The organism is Caenibacillus caldisaponilyticus (assembly GCF_002003465.1).
In the GTDB taxonomy this organism is placed as follows: Bacteria; Bacillota; Bacilli; order Bacillales; family Sporolactobacillaceae; genus Caenibacillus; species Caenibacillus caldisaponilyticus.
Genome location: NZ_BDDQ01000002.1, coordinates 58,163 through 70,562, shown reverse-complemented (window position 1 = coordinate 70,562; position 12,400 = coordinate 58,163). Strand labels below are relative to the sequence as shown.

At 51.5% G+C, this 12,400-nt stretch carries 9 protein-coding genes and 1 pseudogene; 9 read left to right on the top strand and 1 reads right to left on the bottom strand.

The window, feature by feature from the left end:
- The first annotated feature begins 218 nt into the window (after positions 1–218).
- The 6 genes and pseudogenes from prfB (at position 219) to CCB157_RS00505 (ending at position 8,074) form a co-directional block, all read left to right on the top strand.
- Positions 219–1,326, top strand: a protein-coding gene (prfB, locus tag CCB157_RS00540; protein ID WP_143286860.1) for a peptide chain release factor 2 whose coding sequence is annotated in 2 segments (ribosomal slippage) — positions 219–290 and positions 292–1,326 — 1,107 coding nt in all. Because the reading frame shifts where the segments join, the coding sequence is not laid out codon by codon here.
- A gap of 1,189 nt (positions 1,327–2,515) precedes the next feature.
- Positions 2,516–3,939 (top strand): annotated as a pseudogene (locus tag CCB157_RS17880) (sugar ABC transporter substrate-binding protein).
- A complete protein-coding gene (locus tag CCB157_RS00520; protein ID WP_202970035.1) occupies positions 3,936–4,922 on the top strand; it encodes a carbohydrate ABC transporter permease in 987 nt (328 codons plus the stop codon). The pseudogene CCB157_RS17880 and the gene CCB157_RS00520 overlap by 4 nt, the downstream one beginning before the upstream one ends.
- Before the next feature lie 16 nt (positions 4,923–4,938).
- Positions 4,939–5,769 (top strand): carbohydrate ABC transporter permease, encoded by an 831-nt coding sequence (locus tag CCB157_RS00515; RefSeq protein ID WP_077613965.1) that lies wholly within the window; start codon positions 4,939–4,941, stop codon positions 5,767–5,769.
- Positions 5,769–6,863, top strand: coding sequence for an ABC transporter ATP-binding protein (locus CCB157_RS00510; RefSeq protein ID WP_077613964.1), 1,095 nt, complete (start codon positions 5,769–5,771; stop codon positions 6,861–6,863). Before CCB157_RS00515 ends, CCB157_RS00510 begins: the two co-directional genes overlap by 1 nt.
- A gap of 329 nt (positions 6,864–7,192) precedes the next feature.
- Positions 7,193–8,074 carry a YitT family protein gene (locus CCB157_RS00505; protein ID WP_077613963.1) on the top strand — a complete coding sequence of 294 codons (882 nt, stop codon included), beginning with the start codon at positions 7,193–7,195 and terminating at the stop codon, positions 8,072–8,074.
- Positions 8,075–8,443: 369 nt separating this feature from the next.
- On the opposite strand, the gene CCB157_RS00500 is transcribed toward CCB157_RS00505, so the two are convergent.
- Complete coding sequence (locus CCB157_RS00500; protein ID WP_077613962.1) at positions 8,444–8,626, bottom strand: hypothetical protein; 183 nt, start codon at positions 8,624–8,626, stop codon at positions 8,444–8,446.
- Between the two features lie 773 nt (positions 8,627–9,399).
- On the opposite strand from CCB157_RS00500, the gene ftsE reads away from it, so the two are divergent.
- The 3 genes from ftsE (at position 9,400) to CCB157_RS00485 (ending at position 12,269) form a co-directional block, all read left to right on the top strand.
- Positions 9,400–10,086, top strand: a complete 687-nt coding sequence (gene ftsE, locus CCB157_RS00495) for a cell division ATP-binding protein FtsE (protein WP_077614064.1) — start codon at positions 9,400–9,402, stop codon at positions 10,084–10,086.
- Positions 10,076–10,978 carry a permease-like cell division protein FtsX gene (ftsX, locus tag CCB157_RS00490; RefSeq protein WP_077613961.1) on the top strand — a complete coding sequence of 301 codons (903 nt, stop codon included), beginning with the start codon at positions 10,076–10,078 and terminating at the stop codon, positions 10,976–10,978. Before ftsE ends, ftsX begins: the two co-directional genes overlap by 11 nt.
- A gap of 127 nt (positions 10,979–11,105) precedes the next feature.
- Positions 11,106–12,269, top strand: coding sequence for a murein hydrolase activator EnvC family protein (locus CCB157_RS00485; protein ID WP_158077148.1), 1,164 nt, complete (start codon positions 11,106–11,108; stop codon positions 12,267–12,269).
- Positions 12,270–12,400: the final 131 nt, after the last annotated feature.

Below are 12,400 nucleotides of genomic sequence, written 5' to 3'. Positions count from 1 at the left end.
GGCCGGCCCGCATTCGATATAATGATTTATGGCGCGCAAAAAGCGGGGTGAACGGCCGGCCGTTTGCGGTTTCACCTGGATGAGGCTGCATGAACGGTCTCTTGGCCAATCCGCCGAAAGGGATGAACGGCCAAAGCCCGCTTCATCCGGGCAAGGCCGGTCGTCTCGGGACTTCTTTGCGCCCATGAGGGATGAATTTCTGAAACGGAGTGAGTGCGATGGAATTGACTGAAATAAAAAACGAGCTGCAGGCCATGAAAAAGCGGCTCGAAGATTTTAGGGGGTCTCTTTGACTTAGCTGCGAAGGAAGAACGCATACAAGTCATAGAGGAACAAATGGCGCTCCCCGGCTTTTGGGATGATCAGGAAAACGCCCAGAAGGTCATCGCCGAGGCGAACGCCTTAAAAGAAAAAGTCGAGACGTTCCGGGAATTGGATCAAGGCCTCGAGGACTTGGAAGTCTCCTACGAGCTTTTAAAAGAGGAAGACGATCCGGATCTCCGCAAAGAACTGGAAGAGAACTTGAAGGCGTTGCGCGGAAAGTTCGATCAATACGAACTTGAAATGCTGCTCAACGAACCGATGGACAAAAACAACGCGATTCTCGAATTGCATCCGGGCGCCGGCGGCACCGAATCGCAAGACTGGGCGTCCATGCTGCTGCGAATGTATCAGCGCTGGGCTGAGGATCACGGTTATACCGTCGAGACGCTCGATTATTTGCCCGGCGACGAAGCCGGCATCAAGAGCGTCACCTTGTTGATCAAAGGCCATAATGCGTATGGTTATTTGAAAGCGGAAAAAGGCGTTCACCGGCTCGTGCGCATTTCGCCCTTCGATGCGTCGGGGCGCCGCCACACGTCGTTCGTTTCATGTGAAGTGCTTCCGGAAATGGACGATGACATCGAAATCGAAATCCGTCCGGAGGATTTAAAAATCGATACGTACCGTTCGAGCGGCGCCGGCGGCCAGCACGTCAACACGACGGACTCCGCCGTGCGCATCACCCACTTGCCGACGAACACGGTTGTGACCTGCCAATCCGAACGGTCGCAGATTAAAAACCGTGAAAAAGCGATGAAAATGCTGAAAGCGAAACTCTATCAGCTCGAATTGGAAAAGCAGCGGCAAGAATTGGCGGAGCTGCGCGGCGAACAAAAGGAGATCGCTTGGGGCAACCAAATCCGCTCTTACGTCTTCCACCCGTACTCCATGGTGAAAGACCATCGGACCGGCGTGGAAGTCGGCAACGTTCAAGCCGTCATGGACGGAGACATCGACGTGTTCATCGACGCGTATCTCCGCTCCCGTTTGAACCAAGCTTAGTCGCTTTGGCACCGCACGGGAACCGGGCATGCCGGTGACGGTCAACCGAGATGGGGAGATGGAAGCCTTCTCGTTTCGTGCGCCGACGTGAAGCCTGCCATGTCAACAGGCGGCCTTGAGCTCGATTGGGCTGCGGTGGCTCGATGCGCCTCGCATCGACGGGGACCGCGGCGAAGCGCCGCTTTTCATCGGAAGTCCGACAGCCCCGTCCCGGACGGCCCGGATCGAAAAACATATGTCGTCCAGTCAGAAAGCCCTCGCTCCGGCGGGGGCTTTTTATTTTTTGGCGCGGACCGGAGAGGGGTCGTGACAACCATCAAAAAAAGGCATCGCCCAGCGCCGCTGCATTTCCGCAAAACCTCTCTTTGTTGAATACCGCGCGCGATGCTCCTAAAAAGCATGGTTGAAACGACGACACGAAAATATTTTTGCTTTCGTGTGGAAGAATCTAGTCAGAGTTTTCCCGTTTTGAAAAATATAGTTGAGTATGCTAAGATAATATCGGGATTTTACGGCGCGTGCTGTTAGAAAGCTTTCTTGCGACTTGCGTCGTAAAAGATATGACGCTGCGGACTTGGCGCTCCTCTGTTTTATCGGTAGGGATCAAAAGAGCTTTTCGTAGAATTTTGTTCAAACCGTTCGCGTTTGAAACTTTTTAATTTGACTCTTTGGATCGCTTGCGAGCGCCCGACCACCATGGTGGAATCATTTGATACGTGCTCAATGGGCAAATTTCCTTATCTTTTTTCGTCTTTTGTCGAGCGTCAAGCCGCTGGATGTTGCCCATTCATGGTGCCACGATGAGACCTTGGAGGGATGACCGATGAAATGGTGCCATGAAAGCAGTTATGACCATCCGCTTTCCATGGCCTTTTCTTAGCCATCGTTGCTTAGATTCGGGAGGCGCGGCTAGCGCCCCATGCGGAGACCACCGCCTTTCATCTTTGGGGTGAGTCGGGGGCCTCTCTGTGCCGATCTGCCGCTAAAATCCGTGGGCGGCTGGCCACTTGCATCCCGAACATCACTTAAGTCATGCGTACACCTCTTATTACCCGCCTAAATCTATCCAAATGATTCTTGCACCCTATTAAATCTGTACATTACCTAAAATGACCACTCGTTTTTTAAAAACGTCACTATCTTCTAGAACAATTCTTTGGGATTTTATTGGATATTTATTCCAATCTAAATGAACAAAGGAGTGTCGGTGGTGGATATGACGTTTTCACTTCGAAAGTTCATTGTCTTGGCATCTATCTTGTCTGTCCTTTTGTTCACGGCGCTCACCGGCTGCAGCACGGTGAAAAAAGATAACAGCAGCGGATCGGCCTCCGGCGATAAAAACACGGTCACCTTAAAAGTCTGGGTATTCGCCAATCCGACCGAAACTTACCGTCTGAAAAACATCGAAGCGGCGGCCGAAAAGCTGAATGAAAAATTTAAAGAGGAAGGCAAGAAAACGCGCATTAAGATTGACGGTAAAATCGACAACGGCGGCGACTGGAACAATTATAGGCAAAAATTCATTCTTGCCGTTGAATCGAAGAAAGCGCCCGACATCATTTTGAGCGGTCACGAAGACATCGCGCCGTGGTCGTCTTCGGGTTATATCGTGCCGCTGGATACGTACATCGACAAATATTCGCAATTCGACAACGTCTATGACACCCTTTGGAATTCGGTGACTTACAAAGGGAAAAATGGGGCATTCCCCAAGACGTGGAAGCCCGCCCGATTTTCTATCAAAAAGACGTCATGAAGAAACTTGGCTGGACGGATGAGGAAATCAACCAGCTGCCCGAAAAAATCAAAAACGGCGACTTCACGCTGAATGACCTCATCGATCTTGCAAAAGAAGCGCAAGACAAAGGGATTGTCGATAAAGGCTACGCGTTCTGGCCGCGTCCCGTCACCGGTTCAGACTTTTATATGTGGTACTATGACTTTGGCGGAAAGATGCAAGACGAAAGCGGCAAGCTCGTTTTGGATAAACAGGCGCTTTTGAAAGAATATCAATTCTTCTATGACGTCACTCAAAAATATGGTTTGACTAAAGATCATTTCGTCGGCATGGATTGGGACATTTGGCATAAAGTCGTCACCTCGGGCAAAAGCTTCATCATCCAAGGCGGTTCGTGGATGACGTCGCAATGGATGCAAGACTACAACATGTCCGAAAAAGAATGGAACCAATTGGGCTACGCGTTGCTGCCGGCGGCTGAAAAAGGCGGCAAACCGGTGACGCTGTCTCACCCCCTCGTTTACATGATCACGAAGCAAAGCCAGCATAAAGATTTGGCAGCTGAAGTGCTCGCCTATGCGACGACGCCGGAATTAAACGCGAAACATGCGGTGACCAGCAACCACATCGGCATCTTAAAAGGCGAGGATCAAGTGCCGGAGTATAAGAAAGACAAATTCTTAAACGACATCACCTACATGCTCGACTATACGCATTACTTGCCGAACAACGATAAATTCGGCGACTACGACGAATCCGTCTTCCGCGGCTTGTCGGCGGTCATGTCCGGACAAATGACGCCGAAAAAGGCGTTGAATACGGTCGTGGCCGATATCAAGCAGAAGTTGGGCAATCAGGTGGTGATCCAATGAGCGCGATGGTCACCGCGCCGAAACCCGAGGCGCATGTGAAGCACGTCGAGGTTAAAAAAGAAGGTTTGTGGAGCCGCTACCGGCTTCCCCTTCTTTTTTTAATACCTGCTTTATTGATCATCGCCGGGTTTTTCGTCGCGCCGGTCCTTTTGACGCTTGCGATCAGCGCGACGAACATGAGCGTTTCCACCGGTCTAAAGGGTTTTTCGTGGATCGGGACGGGCAATTATCAAGAAATTTTGCACAGCCCGTGGATCCCGATGATTTTAAAAAATACGTTGTTCTATGTTTTCGGGACGCTGATTGTTTTTAACGTCGGACTTGCACTTGTGATTGCGATCGCTTGTGCGTTTATTCCTGAGCATGTCAGCGGTTTGATCCGGATGGTCTGGCTTTTGCCGAGGATCACGCCGTCCGTTGTCTATGTGCTCATGATGAAATACATGGCCGCCGATGAGCCGTATGGGATCTTAAATCAACTTCTGGCGCCCTTGGGCGTGCACCCGCAAAATTGGATGTACGTCAAGCCGTGGTTGTTCATCCTCGCGCTGAACGGCCTCGTCGGCGCATCGATGGGGATGATCTTGTTCAGCTCAGCGATTCAATCGATTCCCCCGAGCCAGTTTTTGGCTGCGGAAATCGACGGCGCTTCCAACTGGAAGATCATCCGGCGCATCATTTTGCCGCAATTGAAATGGGCGATCTTGTTTACGACCGTATATCAGACGCTCTCGCTCCTCACGTCGTTTGAATACATTATGCTCACGACAAACGGCGGTCCCGGATTTTACACGACCGAAGTCTGGTCGTTGTTCGCTTATCATACGGCGTTATCCAACTATTACGGCAATGCGAAGTTCGGCTTGGGCGCGGCGCTTGCGGTCGTTCTCGTCGTCCTCGGCATCGTCATTTCCTTCATTTACTTGAAATTCTTTAAATTCCGCTCGATGGTCACCGATCCCAAGATCGAAATCAACGCTTGAGGAAGGGGGGAGCTTTATGTTGCAATCGGAAAACCGGAAGAAATCGTGGGTGCCCTACATGATATTGATTCCGATCACCTTGCCGATCGTCATTATGTTCGTCTGGCTGTTTCTCGCATCGATCAGCGACCGGATGACCGGAATCGTGCCGGAACATTTGACGGCCAAAAACTGGACGTTCCTTTGGCAGCCGCTTGACGGCGGCACGACCATTTGGCCGTATCTTGCCAACACGTGCATCTATGCGTTCCTTGTAATGGTGCTGGAGGTATTCATCGCTTCGCTGGGCGCTTATGCGGTGTCGCGCCTGAACTTTCCCGGCCGCCGATATTTTCTGTCGTTCATCATCATTCTGCATGCTTTTCCGATCGTAACGTTGATCATCGCGATTTTTTGGATTTTGAAAACGCTCGGCCTTTATGACACGGTTGCCGGGACGGTCATCGTCAAGGTCGCGTTTGAAACGCCGTTCGCCCTTTGGATTATGAAAGGGTTCTTCGACAGCGTGCCGTGGGACGTGGAGATCGCGGCAATGGTCGATGGTGCGTCGCGATGGAAAATTTGGCGGAAGATCGTGATGCCGATTGTTCGGCCGGGGCTGACGGCCGTCTGCATTTTTGCGTTTCTCACCGGCTGGAGCGAATTCTTGATCCCGTATATTTTCGCGCCCAATTCGACGAGCGCTACGCTTTCCATCCTTGTGAATTCGCTGATGAGCGAAGCCGATAAAGCCAATTACGGGCTTGTTGCAGCCGTCGGCGTCTTTTACGTCATCCCCGTGCTCTTCTTTTACACGTTCACGCAAAAATATTTGCTGCACATTTATTCAGGGGGAGTGAAAGGCTGATGGAGGTCAGGTTGGAAAACGTCGAAAAACGGTTCGGTTCGGAATTCGCCGTGAAAAACATGAATTTGTACATTGAAGACGGCGACATGGTGGTACTTCTCGGTCCGTCCGGCTGCGGCAAGACGACGACGTTAATGATGCTGGCGGGCGTTTACCGGCCGACGAACGGCGTCATTAAGTTCGGCGATCAAGTCGTCAATCATCTCCCGCCGCAGGAAAGAAAAATCGGGATGGTTTTCCAAAACTATGCCCTTTATCCGCACATGACCGTGTTTGATAACATTGCCTTCCCGCTCACAAACAAAAAAATGAGCCGTTCGGAAATCAAAAAGCGGGTTCATGAGGCGGCCGAAATCGTGCAAATCGAAAAGCTGCTCAAACGGAAACCGGCGGAATTGTCCGGCGGCCAGCAGCAGCGCGTGTCGTTGGCGCGGGCGCTCGTCAAAGAACCGGAATTATTGCTGTTGGATGAACCGCTGTCCAACCTGGACGCGAGCTTGCGCATGCAAATGCGTTCGGAAATTCGCCGGATTCAAAAGGAATTGGGCTTTACGGCCGTGCTCGTGACACACGACCAGACGGAAGCGATGACGATGGCCGATAAGATCGCGGTGATGAAGGACGGCGTCTTGATGGCTTACGGCCGGCCGATGGATCTGTACAACAAGCCGGATCACCGGTTTGTCGCGGAATTTCTCGGAAGCCCGCCGATCAACCACATTCCCGTGATGCTGCGGCAAGGCAAACTGTTGACGCAATGGAGCGGGGAGGCGATCGGCCTGATCGGCTATCCGCGCCACGACGACCGGTCGTTCACTTTAAGCGTCCGCCCCGAACATTTGGCTTTGACACCGGATTTAAACGGGGACCATAATTTTGTGGCAAACGTAACGGTCATCGAAGCGCTCGGATATGAATACATTTACACGTTAACCTACGGCCCGCACACCTTGCGCGTCCGCAGTCATGAAAGCGTTCCGGTGAATGAAGGGCAAAAGGTCGGTGTGCGCATCGACTGGGAGCACGTCCTTTATTTTGACGAAGAGGGCCGCCGCATCGATTTCGACATGATCGAAAGCGCTGCGGGTGAGTGAACCGGCACGGTTGATCGTGGGTAGACAAGCGTGAGGAGAGAACCATAAGCGAGCAGGCGATTGTTGTTTGAGCCTTCGCCGATATGCGGCGAGGGCTTTATTCGTTTTTGCCGCGTTCATTGAAAAACGAGGTGTATGATCGATGCCAAAGTCCCCTGCGCATGAATGGAAAACAGGAAAGCGCAGCGGGGAGAGGCGGCACGGCATCGTTATAGGCGCGGTGGGGTTTGACAGCGCCATCGGCTGCGGCTATAGTTTGTTGTTGGACAAACCCATCGAAAAAACGCGATGACTTTTAATTATCTTTTAATATCAGGTGACTATGAACGATGCGAAAAAAACGACAACCTCAGCTTTCCGCGCGGATGCGCTTGGTCATGGATTATGTTTGCGTCCTGGCGGGATCCGCCATCGTCGGCTTGGCGTTTAATGCCTTTCTTCTGCCGAATAAAATCGCTTCCGGCGGCGTCAGCGGCATCAGTACGATTTTGCACTGGACGGTCGGATTTGAACCTTCTTATGTCCAATGGGCGTTGAATATTCCTCTTTATATTAGCGGCATTCTCCTATTGGGCTCGCGCTTCGGCTATTTTCAATATGCGTTAAAAACGTTGATCGGAACGCTGTTTCTTCCGCTCGTCGTCCATTTAACGGCGGGTTGGCCGCCGGCGACGTCCAATCCCCTTCTGGGGGCGATCTTCGGCGGCATCGGCGTCGGGCTTGGCCTCGGAATCGTCTTCCGCGGCAAGGCGTCGACTGGAGGAACCGACCTCGCGGCGCAGATCGTGAACAAATATACGGGCATTTCATTAGGGGTTTCGGTGGCCGCCATCGACGGCATGATCGTCCTCGCCTCGGCGCTCACCCTGTCTTTGGAAAGCGCCCTCTATGCTCTCGTCGGCATGTATTTGACCGGCAAGACGATCGACATCGTGCAAATGGGGATGAGCACCTCTAAAATGGCGTTCATCATTTCCGAGCGGCAAAACGAGCTGCGGCCGAAAATTTTGTCCGAGATTGATCGGGGCGTCACGCGATTGGAAGGCATCGGCGGTTACACCGATCATCCGCGCCCGGTCTTGTTGTGCGTCGTTTCGCAAAACGAGATCACCAAGCTGAAACAGCTCGTCAAAGAAGTGGACCCGAAAGCGTTTGTGATCGTCACGCAGGCGACCGAAGTGCTCGGCGAAGGATTTAAGCGCTCCCTCTGACGGCGCGGTCGTCCTTTGCTCGGCGAGCACGCTTGTTGAAGAAAACATCCTAAAAAATACATTGTGTCAGTCGGATGGTTTCAAACCATGAAGGCGGGCAGCCACGCTTCTGAAGAGGATCGGTCTTTTCTGGTAAAGGATTCGCCACGCGCGGCGGGGTGCTGAACGGAACCGGTCTCCTTATAAAGGGATGCGCATGTTTTTTTAACGGTCGACCGGCGCATCCTTTTCCCAGCCCGCCGTGCCCTTTGGGATGGAAAGCGCCTTTGATTTGGCGAGAGGCCCGCTCTTGTGCGGGTTTCTAAGCCTTGCTCGGGCTAAATGCGTTTTTATAACCGGTCTATCCCCTGTAGTTGCATTGAGGAATGCTTATGAATGTTCGCCGAACGGAGACGGTCTTTCATGGGTGGCGTTCGGAAAGATCGGCTCGGGCGTTAAGCGCTCGCCAACGGCGTCCGTTTGCCGCTCGTTTATGATCATAACGCCGGGATTAAGGGCGGTTCCGAGCGGGAGCTCCGCCTCCATAAAACGGGTTTCCTTCCTTTCTTCCATAAAGTGACCTCCCACATGAATTTTTATCATTTTATGCGGAAAAGGCGGCCGTTGTGCGTTCCGCCCTCCCGCGTACTCCCTCCCGACTCTTTCGGCTATTGGATAGGTCTCACATGGCTGCCGAACCGTCGTATTTTCCATCCGCTTCGGCAGCCAATCGCGTGGCACAAAAGAAAGTGGAAAAATTTGCGTTTTTCTGCGGGAGTTTAGTGATGCTGCGTGTTTCATAGACTTCCGCGTTGGATAATTAGGGTTTTTCGGGCGGATTCGGCGGCAACGCTCCGCTTAGTCGGGGATTCAGCCCCGTCCGATGCACGTGCGCCGCATCCGGCGGCGGCTGTGCATGAACAAGCGAAACGCCGCCATTCACTTTTTGGCGACAGGTCCACGAATCGATCCTTTTCTACATCCCTTGAAATACAAATGTAATAAAACTTTGTCTTAACTTGTCACATGAGGGTGTTATAATAACCCTAGTAAGATTAATAACTGTGTTAGTAAGTTAGTAATTTACCATTTTAGTTAAGTAGCAAGTTCACCGTTGCCGGCCGGCCGGATGTTCGGCAAGGCCGCCTCATCATCTCGCTATCAGCGATCGCATCGTTATTTTCATAAGATCAGGCCGCCGACGGGCGCTTGTAGAGGGCGCTTCCCCACTTGGAAGGCGGCGAGATCTTGACCACGGGCGCACTTATCTCCTTTAAGCGGCCCATCACTCGTCAATCGAGATTTCCGATGAATGGATATACATATGAGGCTGGGAAGTGATCGATTTGATCGAAATGCAGGATGTGTGGAAGTCGTATGCCAACGGCGTCATGGCTGTCAACGGCATCAGCGTCCACATTGATAAAGGCGAATTTGTCTATATCGTCGGGCCGAGCGGTTCCGGGAAATCGACGTTCATTAAAATGATGTATCGGGAAGAACTGCCGACGCGCGGCAAAATTTTTATTGACGGCACGGACATCACCAAGCTGAAGCAAAAACAAATTCCCTTTTTGCGCCGCAAAATCGGGGTTGTCTTTCAAGATTTTAAACTTCTTCCGAAATTGACCGTCTATGAAAACATCGCCTTCGCGTTGGAAGTCATTGAAGAGAACCCCAGGAATATACGAAAAAAAGTCATGGAAGTGCTCGATCTCGTCAATCTCAAACATAAAGCGCGTTCCTTCCCCAATGAGCTGTCGGGAGGCGAGCAGCAGCGCGTATCCATTGCCCGTTCCATCGTCAACAATCCGACCGTGGTCGTTGCCGACGAACCCACGGGCAACCTCGATCCTGAAAATGCGTGGACGATTATGGAAATCTTTGAACGCATTAATAACAACGGCACGACGGTCGTTATGGCCACCCATAACAAAGAAATCGTGAACCGCATGGTGAAGCGCGTCATCGCCATTGAAAGCGGCATGATCGTTCGCGATGACGAGCAGGGGGAATACGGTTATGAAGCTTAGGACGTTGATGCGGCACGCCAAGGAAGGGGCAAAAAGTCTCGGGCGTAACGGCTGGATGACGTTCGCGTCGATCAGTGCGGTCACCGTCGCCCTCTTGTTGGTCGGACTGTTTTTGACCGTGATGTTAAATCTGAATTCGATTGCGAGCCAAGTCGAAAACAACGTGGAAGTTCGCGTCTTCATCGATCGGACGGCGACGAAGGAACAGCAGGAAACGCTCAAAAACCAACTGCAGCAGTTGAGCCATGTCAAGAGCGTCACGTTTGTTTCCAAGGAACAAGGCTTGGAAGACTTCATCAAGAGCATGGGGGATGACGGCGACGTTTTCAAATCGATGAAAGGAAAAGAAAACCCGCTCCCCGACGCTTTTGTCGTGAAAACGGATAAACCGAAAGAAACGATCGACGTCGCCAAAGCCGCCAAAGAGTTGAATTACGTCGATGAAGTGAACTACGGCAGAGACTATGTCGAAAAGCTGTTTCACGTCGTTGACATCCTGCGCAACATCGGCCTGGTGTTAATCGTCGGCTTGCTCTTTACGTCGATTTTCTTAATCGCCAACACGATCAAACTGACCATCGTCGCGCGGCGCCGCGAAATCGAGATCATGAAGCTCGTCGGTGCGACCGACGCTTTTGTCCGTTGGCCGTACTTCATCGAAGGATTGATGCTCGGCGTCCTCGGTTCCATCATTCCGTTTTTGCTGATCGCGATCGGTTATCATCAAGTCTATGATTGGTTCATCGGCAAAAACTACCAAACTTATTTATTTGTCAAGCTCATTCCGTATGAAAAAATGACGCTTTATTTAGGCGGGCTTTTGGTGTTGCTCGGAGCGGTCATCGGCGTCTGGGGCAGCTTGACTTCGGTCCGCAAGTTTTTGAAGGTTTAAGATTCATATAAGGGGGAGGAAGATGGCAGCGCGTTGGATGCGCCGGGCATTGGCGGTCGGCATCACGGTCACGACGGCGATCGGCGCGGTCGGGGCCGGCGCCGCCCGTGCGAATACCGGCGAAAGTTTGAAGCAAAAGGTTAACGAAATCGAAAAAAAGCAGGAACAAAACCAAAATGAGATCAACCGCACGAAAGACCAACTGAACGAAAACCGGTCGAAGCAAAAGAATATCAACGACGAGATTGCCGATTTGGATCACGAGATTCAGTCGACGACCGACAAGATCCAGGCCAAACAAGACGACATCAGCCGGACAAAAACACAGATCGAGGCCTTGAAAAAGGACATCGCCGATACGAAGGTGCGCATCGCGGAACGCGATAAACTTTTGAAAGAACGCGTCCGCTCCATGTACATAAACGGAGGTTCCATCGACTATTTGCAAGTGCTGCTTGGCGCGAAAAGCTTCGGCGATTTCGTCACCCGGGTGCTCGCCTTGAACACCATTGTGGATCAAGACAAAAGGATTTTGAACGCCCAAAAAGCCGATAAAGCGAGATTGGAAGCCAAAGAGACGCAGGTGGAAAGCCAGTTGGCCGATTTGCAAAAGGATTATGCGGATTTGCGCGCGCTGCAGCAATCGCTTGCCGACAAAAAAGCGCAACATAAAGCGCTCTTGGCCCAGTTGAAAGAAGACGAAAAGCATCTTGAAAAACTCGTCATGAGCAAGCAAGAGATCGCCGAAAACTTGGCCGCGCAAAAAGCGGCGGCGCAAAAGGCTTATGAGCTTTGGAAACAAGAACAGTCGAATAAACACAAGACTCACCGCGTGGATGGAGTTTCTGGCGGTGGAACGAGTAATGTACATCATGGAAAAGGTCTGTTTATCTGGCCGACTTCTGGGGCTATTAGTTCTGGTTTTGGCCCCCGTGATGGCGGTTTTCATTCCGGTATTGATATAGCAGCGAAAGAAGGTACACCCGTTGTTGCGGCGGCCTCCGGCGTTGTAGCCCGTTCATATAGGTCTTCCAGCTATGGGGAATGTATCTTTATTTCCCATTACATCAATGGTCAACAGTATACGACTGTTTATGCACATATGGAGAAACGATTGGTACAAAACGGCCAAACCGTTTCAGCTGGACAAGTGATTGGATATGTTGGTAGCACAGGAGAATCGACAGGCTTTCACCTGCATTTTGAGGTATATATTGGTGCATGGCGTGCTGCTCCTACTGAGGGAGCAAAGCATCCAGGCTCTGTCAACCCATTAAATTATCTGCCGTAAAATGACCGGAGAATAGGCCCGGTTGTACAAACATATAGTATAATAATCCGTAGCGGGCGGCCCCGTACGGATGATGTGGATGAAGAGCATCGCATCATTGGGTGTGATGCTCTTTCTTTCCGCAAAAACGA